The organism is Sphingomonas carotinifaciens, assembly GCF_009789535.1.
GTDB lineage: Bacteria > Pseudomonadota > Alphaproteobacteria > Sphingomonadales > Sphingomonadaceae > Sphingomonas > Sphingomonas carotinifaciens.
This window is the reverse complement of sequence record NZ_WSUT01000005.1, coordinates 427,875-448,790: the sequence shown is the minus strand read 5'-3', so window position 1 is coordinate 448,790 and position 20,916 is coordinate 427,875. Positions and strand designations below refer to the sequence as shown.

Here is a 20,916-nt window from a genome sequence, read left to right as displayed (position 1 = left end):
GACCCGGCAAACAGACCGGATGGCGGTGGGGAAGTCATGTCTGGAGGGGGTTGCATGAAGGACCGTGTGTCGCGCGACGCTGCGCGTAATTGGCGTAATCTGAACATCGGTGTGTCGGCTCTGGCGCTGTTGTGCGCGGCGCAACCGGCATGGGCGCAGGACGCAACACCCGCCAAGCCGGCTGGCGAGGGATCGCAGGGCACCACGTCGGGCACGCCCAGCGTCGAGGCAGGAACGGCCCCGACCGCCATCGATCAGGCCGGTGCCACCACGGGCACGTCGGGTTCGTCGGAAGAAGCCGCGGTCACCCCGCCCGATACGGGTCGCGACGAAATCGTCGTCACCGGCGTGCGCCAGAGCCTGGCGACCGCGCAAAACATCAAGCGCAATTCGGACACCGTGGTCGATGCGATCACCGCGCAGGACATCGGCGCCCTGCCGGACCGTTCGGTCAACGAGGCGTTGCAGCGCGTGCCCGGCGTGGCGATCAGCCGCTTCGCCGCACCGACCGATTCCGCGCACTTCTCGGTCGAGGGATCGGGCGTCGTGATCCGCGGCCTGTCCTATGTCCGTGGCGAGTTCAACGGGCGCGACACGTTCGCGGCCTCGGGCGGTCGCGAGATCGGCTTCAACGACGTGCCGGCCGAACTGATCGGCTCGGTCGAGGTGTTCAAGAACCTGACCGCCGACCTGATCGAAGGTGGCATTTCGGGCACCGTCAACATCAACACCCGCAAGCCCTTCGACCAGGACCAGCGCCTGATCTATCTGTCGGGCAGCATGAATTACGGCGACATGGAGCAGCGCGGTGCGCCCTCCGTCGTCGGCCTGTTCAGCCAGCAATGGGATGCGCCGGGCGGCGGCCGCTTCGGTTTCCTGGCGAGCGGCAGCTATTCGCAGCTGCGCAGCCGGTCGGACGCGGTGTTCATCTCCGCCTATCTGCCGCGCTTCAACGACGACCGGAACGGCAACGGCGTGCAGGATGCCGGCGAGGGCCGCGTCATCAACGCCGGTACGGCCTATGCCACGCAGCCGCTGTTCGACACCTATCCGGTGCCGGCGGGTCGCGAGAGCGTCTATGTGCCGATGGGCGGCGGCAACCGCACCCAGTCGTTCAACCGCGAGCGTATCGGCGTGTCGGCGGCGGCGCAGTATGAGAATTCCGACCGCAGCGTGCTGCTGACCGCGCAGTATCTGCGCACCGACAGCCGGCTGGAGTGGATCGAGCACACGATCGAGCCGAGTCTGGGACTGGCCGATTCGTTGCAGGTCAAGCCGCTGCCCGGCACCACGCCGACCTATAACGACGATGGCGTGTTCACCAGCGGATCGCTGTACCGCCCCGGCTTGGTTCCCAGCTTCAACGGTGCGCCGCTGCCCCAGTTCGCCAATGAAGGCGGGCCGATCGTGATGGCCAACCGTTATACCAAGAGCAAGGCGGTCACGCAGGACTTCTCGCTGAACGGCAAGTTCGAGCCGGTCGAGCGCCTGCACCTGAATTTTGACGGCCAGTATGTGAAGTCGACGCTGAACAGCCGCGACGACAATGTCGGCAATCACACGTTCAGCGGGTTCAACCTGGACCTGACCGGCAACACGCCGCAAGTGACGTTCCAGCCGCAAGGTCGCGATGTGAACGCCTATTTCGGCAACCCCGCCTCGATCTACTTCCACGACGGCATGAACAACCGCAATCGCAACGACGGCACGGAATGGGCGTTCCGCGGCGATGCGCAATATGACGTCAGCGAGGACAGCTTCCTGCGCAAGGTCCGCGTCGGTGGCCGTTACGCCAAGCGCGACCAGACGGTGCGTACCAACGATTACAACAACTGGGGCGCGCTGTCGGAAACCTGGACGAGCGGCGGCCCGGTCGGGTTGAACACGCAGCCGGGTTCTATCGAGCGGTTCAACTTCGTCGATTATTATCGCAACCAGTCGACCCAGCCGCCGGGCACGCCGTTCATCTCGGACGCGGTGCTGCGCGATCACGAAGCCCTGACCCAGTTGCTGCGCGAAGTGACCGCGGCGGGCGGCGGCAGCTATGTCGCGCTGCAGGATCGTACCGGTCTGGTCGACGACTATTTCCGCGCATCGGAATATTACCGCAACCGGGAAGAGACGTGGGGCGCCTATGTCCGCGCCGATTTCGGGCTGGACGATTTTGCCGGCGGCATGTCGCTGTCGGGTAATATCGGCCTGCGTTTCGTGCGGACCAAGGATGCATCGTTCGGCTCGCTGACCTTCCCGGAACGCTTCCGCGTGCTGCCGGCGCAATATGCCAGCATCGCCGAATATTGCGCGGACCCGTCGCTTTCCACCGTGCCGACGCTGTGCACGGTGACCCCGGCGCAGCAGGCGGCGGCGCTCGCCTTCTCCAACGGCGCCTCGACGCCGGAGGTGGCACGCCAGGCGTTCAACCACTGGCTGCCCGCCGCCAACGTGAAGTTGCAGGTGACGGACACGCTGCTGTTCCGGGCCGCGGCGTCCAAGGCGATCTCGCGCCCGAACTTCGGCGACCTGCGCAACTTCGTCGGCGTCAGCTTCGGCGACAACAATGCCTATGGCTTCAACGCACAGTCGCGGAACCCCTTCCTGCGTCCGGTCGAGGCCAAGCAGGTCGACGTGACCGCGGAATGGTATTTCGCCAAGGTCGGCTCGCTGACCGGCGCGCTGTTCTACAAGAAGCTGTCGAACATCATCCTCGACAATTATGGTTATACGCGCTCGCTGACCAATAACGGCCAGACGTTCGACGTGACGATCAACGGCCCGGCCAACGCACCGGGCAGTGGCGACGTGAAGGGTGCCGAGCTGAGCTATCAGCAGACCTACGACTTCCTGCCGGGCTTCCTGTCGGGATTGGGCACGCAGGCGACCTTCACCTATGTCGATCCGGGCAACATCCCGAACGGCGTGCCGCTGAACGCCAATGCGGACAATGCGCCGCCGGTGGATACCGCGTCGCTCTATGCCAACCTGCCACTGGCCGGGCTGTCGAAGTACAACTTCAACCTCGCGGCCTTCTACGACAAGGCGAACATCTATGCGCGTGTCGCGTATAGCTGGCGCTCGAAGTTCCTGCTGACCAACCGTGACTGCTGCTTCCCGTTCCTGCCGGTCTATGCATTGGCGGCGGGGCAGATGGACGGATCGATCTTCTACACGGTCAACCGCAACTTCAAGATCGGCCTGGAGGTGCAGAACCTGCTCGATACGACGACCAAGACGTCCTACCTGCTGTCGGCGGACGGGCAGATGGCGCCGCGCTCCTTCTTCAAGAGCGATCGGCAGTTCTCGGTGACGACGCGCCTGACCTTCTAAGGTCGGCGCCGGCGAGGAAAGGGGGCGGCGGGCCGATGGGTCCGCCGCCCTTTTCCTATGGGGCGGTCGCATCCAGGAAGGCGGCGGCCCAGACCAGGGGTGCGTTCCAGTTGATCGCGACCTCGTTCATCGTATAGCTGCGCCAATCGTCCACCCAGCAGGTCTGACCGGTGCAGCGGCCCTTCAGCGGGGCGGCCACCTCGTCGTTCATCGCGGTGGAGTTGGGGCCGCCCGAGACGACGCCGGGCGGGGGCAGCGGATAGCGCGGGTCGGCCGCCTTGGCCCAGAAGCGGTGGTGCGGCTGCATCATCGGGCGCGCGCCCATGCCGGTGACATAGGACTGGTCGAGCGGATTGCGGCCGAGCAGATAGTCGATCACGCCGACCACCGCGTCGCGGTAGCGCGGATCGCGGGTGATCTGCCATGCGGTGCCCAGCAGCATGGCGCGGTTGAGCAGGTCGGAGTTCGAGCCCCAGCCGTAAGCGGTGCCGGCAAAGGGCACGCCGTAGCCGTTGCTGTCCTGCTCCTTCACCAGCCCGTCGGCGAGGGCGGTGATGCGGGACTGCAACGCCCGGCGACGGTCGGGGGACAGTGCCCCAGGATCGGTGGCGAGGGTCAGCAGGCCGGCGAAATCGGTCTTGCCCCAGGACAGCGCGAAGGCGGGGGCGGCGAGATAGGGGGAGCCCTCCACCACCTCGCGAAAACGCGCCTCGCCGGTGGTGGCGAGCAGTTGCGCGGCGGCCCAGAAGCGCTCGTCCGACCAGTCCTTGTCGCCGTATCCGCCGCTGCCGGCGAAGTCGGAGCTGGCGGGGATGGCGGGATTGCGCGCCGCGGCGTCCCAGGCGCGGATGGCGGCGGCCTGTGCGCGGGCGGCGAAGGCGGGGTCGATGTCGCGCCAGATGCGCGCGGCCTGTGCGGCGACCGCGGCGAGGTTCAGCGTGGCGGCGGTGGAGGGGGGGTAGAGCCGGCGCGGCTGCCGGTCCTCGTGCGGGGCGAGCGGCAGGCCGGTCCAGGCGATGTCCGCGACCTTGGTATGCGCCATCCCGCCCGCATCGATCGTGCGGAAGCCGGAGGCGGGGGCGCCGGTATCGGTGACGGTGGCGACCGTTACCCGCTTGCCACCCGGGATCTGCATGGCGAGCAGGAACTCGACCTCGACACGCGCCTCGTCGAGCAGGTCGTCGATGCCGTTGCCGGCTTCGGGGATCGGCAGTGCGCCGTCCGCGAACAGCGCCGGGCGCCCCCAGGCGGCGAGGCGTTCGTGAAGGTCGAGCAGCGTCCAGGTGCTGATGCCGCCGTTCACGACATATTTGCCGTGGTCGCCCGCGTCATACCAGCCGCCGGTGACGTCGAGGCTGTAGTCGCAGCCGGGCCAGCGGGCGCCGCGTTGGTCAGGCCCGGCGAAGCAGGTGACGCGCTCCGCGGCGTGGGCGGCGGGGCGGGCGAGGTCGGGGCGCTGGACGTGGGCGGGGAGGATGGGGGGGCCGCTGCGCTGTTGGTAGAAGAAGGTGGTCGCCTGGCGCGCGAGGGGGGCGAAGGGGTGGTCGGCGATGGGGAAGGGGCGGCTGGCGACGGGACCGACGGCGAGGCGGTAGCCGGGGCCGGGGGCAAGGGTGCGGGGCAGGGTGACGCGGTGGACGCGCGTTCCCGACGCCGGGTCGGGGCCGAAGGGCACCGACCGGCCGGTGGCGACGGTGCGGCCGGCGGCGTCGGTCAGGGTCCAGGGGAGCGGCGCGGGTGCGTCGGTGGCGACGATCGCCGTCTTCGGCCCGCGCGCCTCGAACCCCAGCTGGTCGAGGCGGACGGCGGGGAGCGGGGCGGTGGCGCCGAGGAGTGCCAGAAGGATCAATTGCGGCCTGCCTGTATCAGAATGGCGTCGGAGGGGAGGAGGTGGTCGAGGAAGGGGAGGATGGCGGCGCCGATGGCGGGGGCGTCCTGGGCCATGGCGGCGGGCATGATGCGCGCGCGGGTGGGCAGGGAAACGCCGTCGAGGGCGGCGGTGAGCTGTTCGGCGAGGCGGGCGATGAGCGGGCCGGGGAGGCGTCCGCCGATCAGGATCGCGTCGGGATCGAACAGGCAGGTGATCGCGACGCAGGGTTGCACCAGCGCACGCACCGCATCGGCGATCCAGGCGGCAATCACCGCCTCCTCCTCCTCGCACCCCGTGGGCAGCGCCGCGATCGTCTCGGCAGGGCAGCCGGCCGCGGCGAGGCGCGCGCAGAGCGCCACGAGCGAGACGGTATCCTGTACGATGGCGCCCGGATGCGCGCCGCCGGGATCGGGCATCAGCCCGATTTCGCCACTGCGCGCATGGGCGCCGCGGTGATAGGTGCGGTCGATCACCGGACCGCCGCCAAGCCCGGCGCTGATCAGCAGATAGAAGAAGCTGGGATGGTCAAAGGCGGGGCCATACTGCGTCTCGCCGAGCGCGGCCGCCGCCGCGTCATTGTCGCGGTGGATCGACCAGGGAAGGACGGGCCCGAGCAGGGCGACGATATCGGTCTCGTTCCACGCCTCATACCCGTCCGGTTGATGCGGCATGCGGATGCGGCCGAGATCGTCGGGCATCGCGACGCCGACACCCAGCACCCGATCGCGGTCGATGTCGCCGGCCGCGATCGCGCCGTCCAGTTCGGCCTGAACAAAGGCGACGACCTCGTCGGGCCGGGCAAAGGCGATCTCGCGGGTGATGCGGCTGCGCACCTCGCCGGTTAGGTCGAGGGTGACTAGCGTCAGGTGATCGCGGTCGATGTTGAGCCCGATGCCGAACGCACCGTCAGGTGCGACCTGGAGACGCAGCGCAGGCTGGCCGCGTCCGCCCTGGCGACGACCGGCGGTACGCACCAGCCCCATGTCGATCAGGCGCCCGGTGATGTTGGCGATGGTCGGAGCGGTCAGCCCGGTCTGCTGCGCGATCTCGACACGGGTGGTGTCGCGGTTGAGCCGGATCGCCTGGAGAACGGTGCGCAGGTTGTAGTCGCCGGCGCGTTCGAGATTGGTGCCGGACAAACCCCGCGACAGCCGCGCCGCGCGTGCCTCCGCCCCCACCGATTCGGGTCGCATATCCCTGGTAATCGCCAGTCCCATCCCGCTCTCCCCTTATCTCCCACGGTTATAATTTTCGCGGGACGCCCCTTCGGGTCAACATCTTTTATAGACCTGCACGATACCAAAACCCTACCTTTTGGGAATAGCGTTCATGGCGCGGATCGTAACGCGCAGATCGGGCGCAAATCCGCCCTCGCGGTCGTCTGTGTCTGGCCAAAGGACAGATAGGCGCGGGTCTTCACGTCATAGGCGGGCCAGCGCGGCAGGCCGGCGCCGTTGGGATCGCCGGTCTTCACGAAGTTGAGCCAGTAATGCGCGACCGGCGGCGCACCGGGCGCGGGCAGCGCGAAGACCGAGGCGAGTTCGCTGGCATGGCTGACGCTGCCGCCCGGTGGGGCATAATCGAACTGATATTGGAAAACCGGCACGCCGCGCGCGGCATTGGCGGCGGATATCGCGATGGTCGGGCAGCGAAAGGTAAGGTCGTTGGCGAGTTGCAGCGTGACGTCGCCCAGGCGGGGATCGTCGATCGGGGTGCCGCCGGGTTGCAGCCCGTAAAAGGCGAGCGCCCGCGGCGCACCGGCCCCGAATTCGCGGCGCACCGTATCGGCAGCGGCGGGCAGGCCGCCGTGCAGCGTCAGTTCCCTGGCGTTGACGCCGATCAGGAGCGGGCCGCGGTGGAAGCGGCCGGCGGCGATGGCGGTGGCGGGTGCCTCGCGCAGGAAGCGGCCGTCGACCACGGCCTGCAACCAGATGAAGCTGGCATCGGCGAGGCCGGGGACGGCGGTGCCCTGGTCCGCGGCGAGCAGGCGGGCGACGGGCACTGCGCGCAACGCGGCGGCGGAGGCGCGGTCGGACAGGCCGGCACGCCGGGCGATGATGGTGCCGACGACCTCGTTCTGGCGGAGCGAGCGGGCCGGCACGCCGAAGCCCGGCGTGCCGCTTTCCGCGATAGCGCGGGCGAACAGCGCCTGCGACGCCGGGGCAAGCCGGTGCAGGCCGACATCCTGCGCACCCGCCGATTCGCCGGCGATCGTCACGCGGGCGGGATCCCCCCCGAAAGCGGCGATGTTGCGGCGAACCCAGTCGAGTGCCGCCTGTTGATCCATCAGCCCGTAATTGCCGGACGTGCCCCCCTGTTCGCGGGTAAGCGCGGGATGCGACAGGAAACCGAGCGCCCCCAGGCGGTACTGGATCGATACCAGCACGATGCCCTGATCGGTGATGCGCGATTCGACCGTGCCGCCGCCCGATCCGGCGCGGTTCGATCCGCCGTGGATCCAGACCATGACCGGCAATCTGGCGTCGGGAGCGAGGCGGGGCGTGCGGATGTCGAGGAACAGGCAATCCTCGTCGCCGCTTTCGGCCGCGCGGCGGTTCCATTCGCCCGACATGGTCTGCGGGCAGGCGGCATGTTCGGCGACCGCCGCGCGCGGGGTGGTCCAGCGCGCGGGGCGTGCGGGCGGGCGCCAGCGCCGGGCGCCGACCGGGGGGGCGGCATAGGGGATGCGGCGAAACACCGCACCGGCACCGTCCGCTTCCCCGCGGACCGGGCCGTCGTCGGTGGCGACCACCGGCCCGGCGGCGGCAAGTGCAAGTGCAAGGGCGATCATCGCACGATCGCGCGCGGAGCGGGTTTGGCGAGCGCGGCCTTGAACGCGGCGTCCGCCACCGGCGCCATCGCGGCATAGCCCGCCTTGTTGGGGTGGACGCCGTCATAGGTCATCGATGCGCGCAGCGCCTGACCGTCGTGCAGGACGGACCAGTAGTCGGCATAGGTGTTGCCGGTCTTCCTGGCGTAATCCTTCAGCCAGGCGTTCATCGCGGCGATCTTCGGCGCGGTGTCGAGGCCGGGGCGCCAGGGAAAGCCGTCCGCCGGCGGGATCGAGGCGAAGATGACGCGGATGCCGTGCGCGCGTGCCAGCTCGGCCATCGACATGATGTTGGCCTGCGTCTGTTCGGGCGTCATCGGGCCGGTGTTGCCGGCGATGTCGTTGGTGCCGGCCATGATCTGCACCACCGCCGGTTTCAGGTCGATCACGTCCTGACGAAAGCGGAGCAGCATCTGGGTCGTCGTCTGCCCGCCGATGCCGCGACCGATGCGACCGGGGGTGAAGAAGGCGGGCACCATGTCGAACCAGCCTTGCGTGATCGAATCGCCCATCAGGACGATGCGCGGCGCACCAGGCGTCGGGCGAAGCGCGGCATTGTCCGCCTGATAGCGCTTCAGATAGCCGAAATCGGTGTGGAGCCGCTCTTCCCATTCGCGTTCCCACTGGGTCTTCTGCTCTGCGGTGGGGGTGGACTGGGCGGATGCGATGGCGGGGGCGCAGGCGAGCAGCGCGGTGAGAATCAGGCGCTTCAACATGGTCTGCGATGCTCTCTTAGAAATGTGATGGCCCGATCTTTCGATACGGTGCCTTTAGCGGCTACTTGCCCCTCCCCTTCAGGGGAGGGGTTGGGGTGGGGCCTCTCGGCAGGCGCCGCGTATGAGGAAGCGCCCCACCCCCGACCCAGTGGCAGGTCGGTTCTCGCCCCACGAGAACCTGAACAGCGTGGGGCGCTGTTCACCTACCACTCCTGAAGGGGAGGGGGGGGAAATGGATTGCTTTGGCATCATTGCCCCAGTTCCACCCGCGCCTTGGCGACGTTCCAGCCGCGCAGGGTGATGCCGGCGCGCTCGGCCTTGGCCGTCGGGTAGCGGACCTCGATCGTGCGGGTCTCGCCGGGCAGCAGCGAGACATAATTGTCGGTGAAGAAGGCGGGCAGCACCTGCTCGCCATTCTGGTTCATCACCGTCAGCTTCGCCTCGATCGCCGGTGTCGGCGTCTGGTTGGTCAGGGTGAGCGCGGCGATCGTCTCGTCGCCCTCGACGCGGGTGGCGACGCTGGTGTTGAGGCTGACCGGTGCCATGTCGTTCATCGCGCGGTAGCCGGCATCGTCCTTGGCCTGCCAATAGGTGTTGGTGGACAGGACCTGTCCGCCCGCATCGGTCGCCTCCAGCCGGACGATGGCGGGTCCGCGCTGGAGATGCTGGGCAAGGTCGAGCGTCAGCGCCGGGGTCGCCGTCTCGCCGCGTGCCTCCAGCTTGGCCTCCTGTTCGGCGAGCGTGCGGTTGTCGAGGCTGACGACGCGGGCGCGCACCACCACGCCCTTCAGCGCATCGCGGCCGTTATTGACCAGCACGACGCGGTAATCGGGCAGGTTCATCTGGACGTGGACCGGCTCCGACGCCTTTTTGACGCCGTAGAAGGCGGCATGGGTGTCGTAGTCCGAGGAGAAGATCTGCCACGCCGAGGACGGCCAGGCGGGCTGCGTCATCCACAGCATGCGGCCCGAATTCTCCGTCCACAGGCCGGCGTTCATCCCCTCGAAGATGGCGCGGTAGGACTCGTACTGGAGCATCTGCGCCTTGCGCTCGAAATCCTCCAGGCTGGTGCCGGGGCCGAAGCGGCGGTCCAGCACGTCGGTGAAGGTCTTGACCGCGCCGTTCCCGGTCTGGTGCCAGTCATGATAGGCCCAGGTGTCGCTGATCGGCCAGCGATCCGGTTCCGGAATGGCGCGCCGCCACGCCTCCAGCGTGGGCAGCGAGGGGGTGCCGACCTCCACCGAGAAGCCCTTGGCATGCTCGGTGAAATATTCGACCGGCGGGCGCCAGTTATAGGGGCCCGAGTTCTGGAGGTTCACCCGGTTGGACGAGCCCATGTAGAGGCGGGTGCCGTCGGCCGAATTGACCAGCTTTTCCAGCGCCTCGTTCAGAAGCGGCTGGGGCACGCCCTCGTTGCGGCCGAACCAGACGACGATGGAGGGATGGTTGCGATAGCGGCGCACCACATCGGCCGCGTTCGCCAGGAACAGTTGCGGGTCCTGCGTTTCGATATTGTAGTCCTGGGTCGATTCCCAGAAGTCGGACAGCACCATCAGGCCATATTCGTCGGCCAGGTCGAAGAAGCTGTCCTCGGTATTCTGGCCGACCCAGTTGCGCACGATGTTGAGATGCGCGTCGCGGTGCAGGCGGAACATCGGCTCCAGATGCGCACGGTCGATGCGCTTCATGAAGTCGTCCATGCCGATATTGCCGCCGCGTGCGGCGATGCGCACGCCGTTGACGCGGATGACGAGATGCGGGGCGAGGCGGGGATCGTCCTGCACGGGGGTGACCGCGGGCGACTTCTCCGCGCCGGGGACGAGGCTGGCCGTCCAGCCGTTCGTCGTCTTCCGGATGCCGGTATGGCTGCCGTCGACGACCTGCTGGCCGAGCGCGCGGGCGCGGGTGAGATCCAGCCCCACGCGCTCCAGATCGCCGTCCGCGTCCATCAGCGAGATGTCGTACGTCACCTGCCGCATGCCGAAGCGCGTCTTTTGCGTGTCGCTGGCCGTGCCGTTCACGATCGCGGTCAGCGTCAGGTCGTGCAGCGCCGGGTCGCCGTACCCGTTGGGCCACCACAGGCGCGGGTTTTTGACCGCAAGCTGCGCGAATTCGCGCGGGGTCATCGACACGTTGACGGTCTGGCCGGCGCCGACCTGTACCTGCTTTTCGACCACGACGTCGTCGAACACCGCGCGCACGGTGGCGGCGACCGCCTGGTCCGAGGTGTTGGTGACGGGGGTGACGATCTCCACCTCCGCCACCGAATTGTCGGGCTTGGGAAGGCTGGTGACGATCTGCGGATCGCCGATCGTGGCGGGGCCGGTGGCGGCGAGCGAGACGCCCTGCCACAGCCCGGTGTTGCGATCGCGGATCGAGGGGATCCAGTCCCAGCCCTCGGTCGCGACGAAGGTGGGGCCGTCCAGCATCATCATGCCGCCATTCTCGCCGACGCCGGCGGTGAGCGACTCCTCATGCGCGATGCCCGGGTGCGGCGGGGGCGAGACGCGCACCGCGACCGCGTTGCGCCCGGCCTGGAGCGTGACGGGGAAGCGGCCGCGGATGAAGGCGCCCTTCATGGTGCCGATACGCTGGCCGTTCACCCAGACTTCGGCGGCGTAGTTGACGCCCTTGAAGGTCAGCCACTGCTTCAGGCCGGCGGCCTCGGCCGGTACCTCGAACTCGGTGCGGTACCAGTAGTCCTGGCGCGCGAGGCTTTCCGGGATGGCAAGGTTGTTGAGGCCGTAGGCAGGGTCGGGATAGACGCCGCGATCGACCAGCGTGGTCAGCACCGTGCCGGGCACGGTGGCGGCATACCATTTGCCGGTGTCGTAGCCGGGGCGCGACAGGTCGGAGGCTTGCGCGGCGACCCTTGGCGCCTCGATCAGGCGCCAGCCGGCGACATCCCACTGGTTGGGGCCGGTGGCGACGAGGGCGGGGCCCTTGGGCTCGGGCTTCGCCTTGCCCTCGGTGGGAATCGGCGCCTTGGACTGGGGGAGCGTCCAGGCGTCCTGCGGCGCGGTCTGGCCGTACATCTGGCGGACCTGGACGGGCCAGTCGGGGCTGCCGGTCTGGAAGGCGATGCGCGACGGGTCGGGCGCGCGGCGGGCGAGAAGGCGGATGGCGACGCCGTCCAGCGTGCGCGGGTCGAGGCGGAAGTCGCCGACGCGGCCGACGAAATAGGGCGCGGTACCCGCCACCGCCGGGCGCGGGGCGAAGGTCGCGGTGGCGGGAACGGCGGCGGCGGCCATGCGGCGCTGCGTCACCTGGCGACCGTTGACGTAGAGGCGGGCGACCGCGCCGTCATAGCTGGCGGCGATGTGCATCCACTTGTCGCGATCGGGGCTGGCCCCGCCGGTCAGCGTGCCGCCCTCGGTGATCAGCGCGGGGTCGCCGTCGACCAGGGCCAGATAGCGATGCGCGCCCGAGGCGGGGTCGCCGAAGCCGGCGATCAGCACGGTGCCCTTGTTCGGCACCTGGCGCGGCTGGATCCAGCCGGCCATCGTCCAGTTGGTGGCGGCAATCGGCGTCGGTGCGATCGCGCGGGTATAGGCCGCCCCGCCGGCGGGCAGATCGACATGGATCGGACCCAGCGACTGGGCGGTGGCAAGCGCGCTCCACGCCAGTGCCCCACCCGAGACCAGCCCCGCAATCCAGCGCCTGCGCATCATCCATTCCACTCCCTGATCGACCCGGCGGCTTATGCCCCAATTCGTGCGCAGATGAAGCACGCACGCAGCCAAAAGCCAAATTGAATTATGAATTGTTGACAGCGGCCATGCCTGCCCGTCATCTGCCCGCCGCTGCCGCAACCCGAGACGGCACCAGGGAGAGTTCAGAATGCGCGCGAAGTTCAAGGCTTTGGTGGGCGTGGCCGGGATGACGGCCTGCGCGATCGGTGCGCCCATCGCGGCGCAGCAGGCAGCGGCACCCAATGCCTCGGCGGTGGCCAATCCGGCCAACTGGCCGCAATTGCCGATGAAATTGAAGCGCGATCCCAAGGTGGAAGCGCGCGTCGAGGCGATGCTGGCCAAGATGTCGGTCGAGGACAAGGTCGGCCAGCTGATCCAGGTCGACATCGCCAGCATCAAGCCGGCCGATCTGGAAACCTACAAGTTCGGGTCGATCCTGAACGGCGGCAACTCCGCGCCGAACAACGACGAACTGGCGCCCGCCCCGGAATGGCTGAAGCTGTTCGACGCCTTTTACGATGCGTCGATGAAGCGCAGCGACGGTCGCCCGAAGGTGCCGGTGATCTGGGGCACGGACGCGGTGCACGGCGCGAACAACATCGTCGGCGCGACGCTGTTCCCGCACAATATCGGCCTGGGCGCGATGCGGAACCCCGATCTGGTCCGCAAGATCGGCGCGGCGACCGCCGCCGAGACCGCGGCGACCGGCATCGACTGGAGCTTCGCGCCGACGGTCGCGGTGGTGCAGGACGACCGCTGGGGCCGCACCTATGAGAGCTATTCGGAAGAGCCCGAGGTCGTCGCCGCCTATGCCGGCGCGATGGTGGAGGGCATCCAGGGCACGATCGGCCGCGATTTCATGAAGCCGGGCCATGTCATCTCCTCGGTGAAGCACTTCCTGGGCGATGGCGGCACCGGCGGGCGCGATCAGGGCGACACCCGCGTGTCGGAGGCGGTGCTGCGCGACGTGCACGGCGCGGGCTACATGACCTCGCTGCCCGCCGGCGCGCTGACCGTGATGCCCAGCTTCTCGAGCTGGAACGGCGAAAAGATGACCGGCAACAAGAGCATGCTGACCGGCGTGCTGAAGGACCGCTGGGGCTTCCAGGGCTTCACGGTCGGCGACTGGAACGCGCATGGCCAGGTGCCGGGCTGCACCAACGAGGACTGCGCGGCGGCGATCAACGCGGGCCTCGACATGTTCATGTATTCGGGCCCGGGCTGGAAGCAGCTTTACGCCAACACGTTGCGCGAGGCGAAGGACGGCACCATCCCGCGCGCACGTCTGGACGACGCCGTGCGCCGTATCCTGCGCGTCAAGGTGATCGCCGGCACGTTCGACGCGGGCCGCCCGTCGGCACGGCCGCTGTCCGGCAAGTTCAACCTGCTGGGCGCGCCGGAGCACCGCGCGATCGCCAGGCAGGCGGTGCGCGAATCGCTGGTGCTGCTCAAGAACAACGGCGGCGTCCTGCCGCTGAAGCCGAGCGCCAACATCCTGGTCGCCGGCGCCGCGGCCGATGACATCGGCCAGGCCTCCGGCGGCTGGTCGATCACCTGGCAGGGCACCGACGTGTCCAACAAGGATTTCCCCAACGGCCAGTCGATCTGGTCGGGGATCGACCAGGCGGTGCGCGCAGGCGGCGGCAAGGCGACCCTGTCGCGCGACGGCAGCTTCACCGCCAAGCCCGATGCGGCGATCGTGGTGTTCGGCGAAAAGCCCTATGCCGAATTCGCCGGCGACCGTGCGACGCTGGAATACAGCCCCGAGGACAAGTCGGATCTGGCGCTGCTCAAGAAGCTGAAGGCGGCGGGCGTGCCCGTGGTCGCGGTGTTCCTGTCGGGCCGGCCGATGTGGGTGAACCCGGAGCTGAACGCGGCCGATGCGTTCGTCGCGGCGTTCCTGCCGGGCACCGAGGGCGGCGGCGTCGCCGACGTGCTGGTGGCAGGCAAGGACGGCCGGCCGGCGCACGACTTCAAGGGCAAGCTGTCCTTCTCCTGGCCCAAGCGCGTCGACCAGTATGTGCTGAACCGGCGCGACGCCAATTACGACCCGCTGTTCCCGTTCGGCTATGGCCTGACCTATGCGGCGGGCGCCACCGTGCCGGTGCTGGACGAGACCAAGCCCGACGTGGCGGCGGGCGATGCCAGCCAGTTCTTCGGGCGCGGTCGCGCGGCGCCGGGCGTGATGCTGGAGGCCGGCGGCGCGCTGACCAGCGCGCGGGTCGACCGCCGGGCGCAGGAGGATTCGCTGCGCTTCGTGTTCAAGGGCGGCGGCGATGGCCGGGTGGCGCTGGCCGCGGGTACGCCGCGCGACCTGAGCCGTGAGGCCAATGGGCAGTTGAGCCTGGTGGTCGAATACCGCGTCACCGCCAAGCCGCAGGGCCCGGTGATGCTGGCGATGGAGAATAACGGCAAGTCGGCCGCCGTGCCGATCACCGCCGCGCTGAACGGTGCGGGCAGCGACTGGGCGACGCTGGCGGTACCGTTGTCCTGCTTTGCGTCGAAGGGCGTCGACATGACCAAGGTGGCGCGCCCCCTCGTGCTGACCAGCGCCTCGGCGCTGGGGATCGACATCTCCGACGTGCGGCTGGCGATGGCGCAGGGGCCGATGGCCTGCCCGTCGAAGTGAGGTGATAGGGGCCCCTTCCCGGTGGGGAGGGGGCCAATTCACGGCGGCGTGGTCGAAGTGCGGGACTACACGACCATATCCAGCGCCTCGCCGATTGCGTGCCAGACGCGGGCGAGGTCGTCCGCTGCGATGCTGTAGGGCGGCATGACGTAGAGTGTGTTGCCGAGCGGGCGGACGAGCAGGTCGCGGTCGCGGAAATGCGCGAGCAGGCGGGGCGCCAGGTCAGACAGATAGCCTTCGTCGTGCCCCACCTCCAGCGCGGCGATGGTGCCGAGCTGGCGGGGATTTGCTGCACGGCGATGCTGCGCGGCATCGGCGAGGTGGGCGGCCTGACGCGCCGCCAGCGTGGCGATGCGGTCCGCCACCGGTTCTTCCCGCCAGATCGTGAAATTGGCGCGGGCGGCGGCGCAGGCGATCGGGTTGGCGGTGTAGCTGGACGAGTGGAAGAACTGGCGCGACCGGTCGGTTGATCGATGCGCCTCGAAGATCGCCTCGCTGGCCAGCGTGACGGCGAGCGGCACCGCGCCGCCGGTCAGGCCCTTGGACAGGCACAATATGTCGGGCACGACGCCGGCCTGTTCGCAGGCGAACAGCGTGCCGGTGCGGCCCCATCCGGTCATTACCTCGTCGGCGATGAACAGTACGCCGTGGCGGGCGCAGATCGCGCGCATCTCGGCCAGCACCGCGGGCGGGTAGATCAGCATGCCGCCCGCGCCCAGCACCAGCGGCTCGACGATGAAGGCGGCGGCGCCGGCGCGCGCCTGTGCCTCCAGTGCGTCGAGCGTTGCCTGCGGGTCGGTGGGAAAGGGGATGGTGCCGACATCGAAGAGCAGCGGCGCATAGGGGCGGTTGAACACGCCGCGCGCGCCGACCGACATCGCGCCGATCGTGTCGCCGTGATAGCTGTGCTGCATCACCAGAATGCGCTCGCGCGGCTCGCCACGGTTCGCCCAGAAGCCGAGCGCCATCTTCAGCGCGACCTCGACCGCGGTGGAGCCGGAGTCGGAGAAGAAGACGCGGGTGAGTTCGGGCGGGGTGAGGCGGATCAGTTCGGCGGCGACGTCCTCGGCGGGTTCGTGCGTCCAGCCGGCGAAGATGATCTGGTCCAGGGTCGCGGCCTGGGCGGCGATGGCGGCGGCGATGCGCGGGTGGCCATGGCCATGCGTCGTCACCCACCAGGACGAGATGGCGTCGACGATACGCCGCCCGTCCGCGGTGTGGAGGATCGCGCCCTCGCCATGTGTGACGCGCGGGATCGGCTCGTTCAGGCCGTGCTGGGTGAAGGGGTGCCAGACGGGGGAGGTCATGCGGTGAGGCCGGGGAAAGCGGCGGCGAAGGCGTGCGCGAGGATCGCCGGGGTGAGCGGGGCGAGGCGGGGCAGGCGGCCGAGGCGCTCGACCTGCGCGATGTCGGCGATCGTCGCCTCGCTGTCCTCGACCGCGTCGCCGACAAAGGCGATGCCGTGGATGGGCACGTGGCGCGCGCGCAGCGCTTCGATCGAGAGCAGGCTGTGGTTGATCGTGCCGAGCCCGGTGCGCGCGACGAGGATGACGGGGAGCTGCCACGCGGCGAACAGGTCGGCGAAGAGATGCCGGCGGGTGACGGGGACGAGGACGCCGCCGGCACCCTCGATCACCAAGGGACCAGCGACGGCGGGGGGTGTGAGCGCGGCGGGATCGATGGTGACGCCGTCAAGCTCGGCCGCGCTGTGCGGGGAGCAGGGGGTGGTCAGGCGCCATGCGGACGGATGGATGCGCGTGCCGGGCGCCAGCGTGGCGACGGTATCGGCATCGGCCCCGTCCTCCAGCCCGGCCTGGATCGGCTTCCAATAGGTCGCGCCGAGCGCGCCGGCGAGGCCGGCGGCGAACACGGTCTTGCCGATCTCGGTATCGGTTCCGGTGACGATGAATTTCATGGCAGGACCTGGGGGAGGAGGGTGGCGAGGGCGGCGAGGTCTTCGTCGCGGACGTTGAGGGTGATCGACAGGCGCAGGCGGGCGGTGCCCGCAGGGACGGTGGGCGGGCGGATGCCGCGTATGTCGAAGCCGTGCGCCTGAAGGGCGGCGGCGGTGCGCATGGTGGTGCCATCGTCGCCCAGGATCAGCGGCATGATCGGAGTGCCGGTGGGCGTGGCGCCATGGGGGGCGAAGAGCCGTCCGGCGGAGGCGATGCGGGTGTGGAGCGCGGCCCGGCGTTCGGGTTCGTCGCGCAAGATGCGCAGCGCCTCGCGCACCGCGCTTGCCATCAAGGGCGAGGGCGCGGTGGAGAAGATGAAGCCGCGGCCGCGATTGACCAGAAAGTCGCGCATTACCGTCGGACCGGCGACCAGCGCGCCTTCGCATCCCAGGGCCTTGCCGCAGGTGTGCAGCGTGATCGTGCGCGGCGAGGGGGTGGCAAGGCCCTGGCCGCGGGCACCGAAGACGCCGGTGGCATGGGCCTCGTCAACCAGCAGCATGGCGTCGTGGCGCTCGGCGATGGCGGACAGGTCGGCGAGCGGGGCGGTGTCGCCGTCCATGCTGTAGAGGCTTTCCACCGCGATCCAGGGCGTGCCGGTATTGCCGGCCGCGCGCCAGTTGCGGATCGCGACCTCGACGGCGGCGGCATCGTTGTGCGGGACCTCGATCGCGGGGGCGCGCGCGAGGCGCAGTCCTTCGCGGGCGCTGGCGTGGATCAGCGCGTCGTGGACGATCACGTCGGCGGGCTGGGGCAGGGTGGCGAGCAGCGCGACGTTGGCGGCATAGCCGCTGGAAAAGAACAGGCAGGATTCCGGACCCAGAAAGGCAGCGGCCTCCGCCTCCAGCGCCTCGTGTTCGGGATGGTTGCCGTGAAGCAGGCGCGAGCCGCCCGCGCCGACGGGAACGCCGCGCGCGATGGCATCGGTGACGGCGGCGGCGAGCCGCGGGCTGGCGGCGAGGCCGAGATAGTCGTTGGAGGCGAGATCGACCGCCAGGCGGGGCTGGAGCGTGCGCAGCCGGTCGCGCGCGGCCAAGGCGGCGAGGTCCTGCTGATGAAAGGCGAGCATGGGGGGCGCCTTATAGCATCGCGGGCGGTGGCGGAATCAACTTTGCCGGGGTGCGGATGGCGTCAGGTCGATGCGGAGCCCGTTCAGCCGCATACCGGGAGACACGGCGCCACGTGCGGCACTGTCTCGATACAAGCTCTCGTTACGCTCCTGCGGAGCTACTCGATCTTTACTCGACACGAACGGCTTGGGGGCGGCTTGGGGGTGAGGTGTCGGTCCATGGGGAGGGGCTTCGACGTCGCTCAGCCCGAAAGGATGGAGTTTCGCCGAAAGAGTTCAGGGTACGGCACATACGAAAAAGGCCCGGCGAACCAGGCCTTTTCCATTTGCGATGTCGCGGTGCGTCCTTTCGGGCGCACCCGTCCGATCAGTCGCGGTCGCCGGTCAGGAAGGCGGGGGCGAATTCGGGCGCGGGGCCGTCATCACGGCCGCCGCCGTTGCCGCCGTTGCCGCCTTCGCGACGGGGGCCGCGATCGCCGCGGTCGCGGCGCGGGCCACCCCGACCACCTTCGCGGCCGCCTTCACGGTCGCCGCCCTCGCGACGGGGGCCACGGCCACCCTCACGATCGCCGCGCGGACCGCGGTCGCCGCCTTCGCGCGGTGCGCGGGCGGGGCGGGTGTCCTCCAGCTCGGCACCGGTTTCCTGGTCGACGACGCGCATCGACAGGCGAACCTTGCCGCGCGGATCGATCTCGAGGACCTTTACCTTGACCTGCTGCCCTTCGGACAGGACGTCCGCGACCTTTTCGACGCGCTCGTTCTTGATCTCGGAGACGTGGACGAGACCGTCCTTGCCGCCCATGAAGTTCACGAACGCACCGAAATCGACCAGATTGACGACCTTGCCGTCATAGATCTTGCCGACCTCGGCCTCTTCGACCAGGCCCTTGATCCAGGCGATCGCCGCCTCGATCTGCGCCGGATCGGACGAGGAGACCTTGATCACGCCCTCGTCGTCGATGTCGACCTTGGCGCCGGTCGTCGCGACGATCTCGCGGATCACCTTGCCGCCGGTGCCGATGACTTCGCGGATCTTGGACTTGTCGATCGAGAAGGTCTCGATGCGCGGCGCGTGCGCCGACAGCTCCGAGCGGGTCTCGCCCAGCGCCTTGGCCATCTCGCCCAGGATGTGCGCACGGCCTTCCTTGGCCTGTTCCAGCGCGACCTTCATGATCTCCTCGGTGATGCCGGAGATCTTGATGTCCATCTGGAGCGCGGTGATGCCCTCCGACGTACCGGCGACCTTGAAGTCCATGTCGCCCAGGTGATCCTCATCACCCAGGATGTCGGACAGCACGGCGAAGTTCTTGCCCTCCAGGATCAGGCCCATCGCGATGCCCGAGACCGGGCGCTTCAGCGGCACGCCGGCATCCATCATCGACAGCGAACCGCCGCAGACGGTGGCCATCGAGGACGACCCGTTCGACTCGGTGATGTCCGAGGTGACACGGATCGTGTAGGGGAACTCCTCCTTCGAGGGCAGCACCGGGTGCAGCGCGCGCCATGCCAGCTTGCCGTGGCCGATCTCGCGACGGCCCGGCGCGCCGAAGCGGCCCACTTCGCCGACCGAATAGGGCGGGAAGTTATAGTGCAGCATGAAGTTCTGATACGACAGGCCGTTCAGGCCGTCGATCATCTGCTCGGCATCCTTGGTGCCCAACGTCGTGGTCGCGATGGTCTGCGTCTCGCCGCGGGTGAACAGCGCCGAGCCGTGCGCGCGCGGCAGGAAGTGCACTTCCGATTCGATCGGACGCACCGTCTTGGTATCGCGACCGTCGATGCGGCGGCCGTTCTTCAGGATCGCGGAGCGCACGATATCGGCCTCAAGCTTCTTCACGAGCTTGAGCGTGCCGAGATACTGGGCGGGATCGCTTTCCTTCAGGTCGGCGAAGGCGTCGCGCGCCTTGGCGCGGGCCTCGTTCAGCGCGGTCTGGCGGGCCTGCTTGTCGGTCAGCTTGTAGGCCGCCTCGACATCCTTGCCGATCGCCTTCTTCAGCTTGGCCATCGTGTCCGACTTGTCGGCGACTGGGGCCAGTTCCCACGGATCCTTCGCCGACTGCTCGGCCAGGTCGATGATCGCGTTGATCACCTGCTGCGACGCCTTGTGCGCGAACATGACCGCGCCCAGCATCACCTCTTCCGACAGCTCCTTGGCCTCGGATTCGACCATCATCACCGCGTCGTGCGTGGCGGCGACGACCAGGTCCAGCTCGCCCGCGATCGCCTCTGCGTCGGTCGGGTTGAGCTGATATTCGCCATTCTGGTAGCCGACGCGCGCGCAGCCGATCGGGCCCATGAAGGGCACGCCCGAGATGGTGAGCGCGGCCGACGCGGCGATCATCGCCAGGATGTCGGGCTCGTTCTCGCCGTCATAGGACAGCACCTGCGCGATGCAGTTGATCTCGTTGTAGAACCCTTCCGGGAACAGCGGGCGGATCGGGCGATCGATCAGGCGGCTGACCAGCGTCTCACGCTCGGTCGCGCCACGCTCGCGCTTGAAGAAGCCGCCGGGGATGCGACCCGCGGACGAAAACTTCTCCTGGTAATGCACGGTGAGCGGGAAGAAATCCTGCCCCTCCTTGACGGTCTTGGCGGCGGTCACGGCGCACAGCACCACGGTTTCGCCCAGCGTCGCGATAACGGCGCCGTCGGCCTGGCGGGCGACCTTGCCCGTTTCGAGGGTCAGCGTCTTGCCGCCCCACTCGATTGCCACCTTCTTGGTATCGAACATGCTATTTCCTTACTCCGGCGGGCCTATCCCGGCCGGGGCCTATGAGGGAGCCAGTAGTGGCTCTGGTGCGGGGCCGAATTGCCCCGCTTGCCTGTGTGCTCCG

Annotated in this window: 11 protein-coding genes; 2 read left to right on the top strand and 9 right to left on the bottom strand. The window is 68.8% G+C overall.

Annotation, left to right across the window (positions count from 1 at the left end; translation table 11 throughout):
* Positions 1 to 54: 54 nt before the first annotated feature.
* Positions 55 to 3,324 (top strand): TonB-dependent receptor, encoded by a 3,270-nt coding sequence (locus GQR91_RS04060; RefSeq protein ID WP_160146732.1) that lies wholly within the window; start codon positions 55 to 57, stop codon positions 3,322 to 3,324.
* A 55-nt stretch (positions 3,325 to 3,379) separates the two neighbouring features.
* Here GQR91_RS04060 and GQR91_RS04055 read toward each other — a convergent pair whose 3' ends face one another.
* The 5 genes from GQR91_RS04055 to GQR91_RS04035 form a co-directional block, all read right to left on the bottom strand.
* A complete protein-coding gene (locus tag GQR91_RS04055; protein ID WP_149681260.1) occupies positions 3,380 to 5,173 on the bottom strand; it encodes a glycoside hydrolase family 9 protein in 1,794 nt (597 codons plus the stop codon).
* Positions 5,170 to 6,411: an ROK family transcriptional regulator gene (locus GQR91_RS04050; RefSeq protein ID WP_235903860.1), complete on the bottom strand. Its 1,242-nt coding sequence runs from the start codon at positions 6,409 to 6,411 to the stop codon at positions 5,170 to 5,172. The genes GQR91_RS04055 and GQR91_RS04050 overlap by 4 nt, the downstream gene beginning before the upstream one ends.
* A 110-nt stretch (positions 6,412 to 6,521) precedes the next feature.
* Positions 6,522 to 7,985, bottom strand: a complete 1,464-nt coding sequence (locus GQR91_RS04045) for a carboxylesterase/lipase family protein (RefSeq protein WP_149681259.1) — start codon at positions 7,983 to 7,985, stop codon at positions 6,522 to 6,524.
* Positions 7,982 to 8,740 (bottom strand): GDSL-type esterase/lipase family protein, encoded by a 759-nt coding sequence (locus GQR91_RS04040; RefSeq protein ID WP_149681258.1) that lies wholly within the window; start codon positions 8,738 to 8,740, stop codon positions 7,982 to 7,984. The genes GQR91_RS04045 and GQR91_RS04040 overlap by 4 nt, the downstream gene beginning before the upstream one ends.
* A 248-nt stretch (positions 8,741 to 8,988) precedes the next feature.
* The gene (locus GQR91_RS04035; RefSeq protein ID WP_235903859.1) at positions 8,989 to 12,411 is read right to left on the bottom strand and encodes a glycosyl hydrolase 2 galactose-binding domain-containing protein; all 3,423 of its coding nucleotides are present in this window, start codon (positions 12,409 to 12,411) and stop codon (positions 8,989 to 8,991) included.
* A gap of 169 nt (positions 12,412 to 12,580) precedes the next feature.
* On the opposite strand from GQR91_RS04035, the gene GQR91_RS04030 reads away from it, so the two are divergent.
* Positions 12,581 to 15,061, top strand: a complete 2,481-nt coding sequence (locus tag GQR91_RS04030) for a glycoside hydrolase family 3 protein (protein WP_149681257.1) — start codon at positions 12,581 to 12,583, stop codon at positions 15,059 to 15,061.
* 65 nt (positions 15,062 to 15,126) lie between these two features.
* On the opposite strand, the gene GQR91_RS04025 is transcribed toward GQR91_RS04030, so the two are convergent.
* The 4 genes from GQR91_RS04025 to pnp form a co-directional block, all read right to left on the bottom strand.
* Entirely contained in the window at positions 15,127 to 16,368 is a 1,242-nt protein-coding gene (locus GQR91_RS04025; RefSeq protein WP_149681256.1) for an adenosylmethionine--8-amino-7-oxononanoate transaminase, read from the bottom strand.
* Complete coding sequence (gene bioD, locus GQR91_RS04020) at positions 16,365 to 16,976, bottom strand: dethiobiotin synthase (protein WP_149681255.1); 612 nt, start codon at positions 16,974 to 16,976, stop codon at positions 16,365 to 16,367. Before bioD ends, GQR91_RS04025 begins: the two co-directional genes overlap by 4 nt.
* Complete coding sequence (locus GQR91_RS04015; RefSeq protein WP_149681254.1) at positions 16,973 to 18,082, bottom strand: 8-amino-7-oxononanoate synthase; 1,110 nt, start codon at positions 18,080 to 18,082, stop codon at positions 16,973 to 16,975. The genes bioD and GQR91_RS04015 overlap by 4 nt, the downstream gene beginning before the upstream one ends.
* 367 nt (positions 18,083 to 18,449) lie before the next feature.
* Positions 18,450 to 20,813 carry a polyribonucleotide nucleotidyltransferase gene (gene pnp / locus GQR91_RS04010; RefSeq protein ID WP_112381588.1) on the bottom strand — a complete coding sequence of 788 codons (2,364 nt, stop codon included), beginning with the start codon at positions 20,811 to 20,813 and terminating at the stop codon, positions 18,450 to 18,452.
* Positions 20,814 to 20,916: the final 103 nt, after the last annotated feature.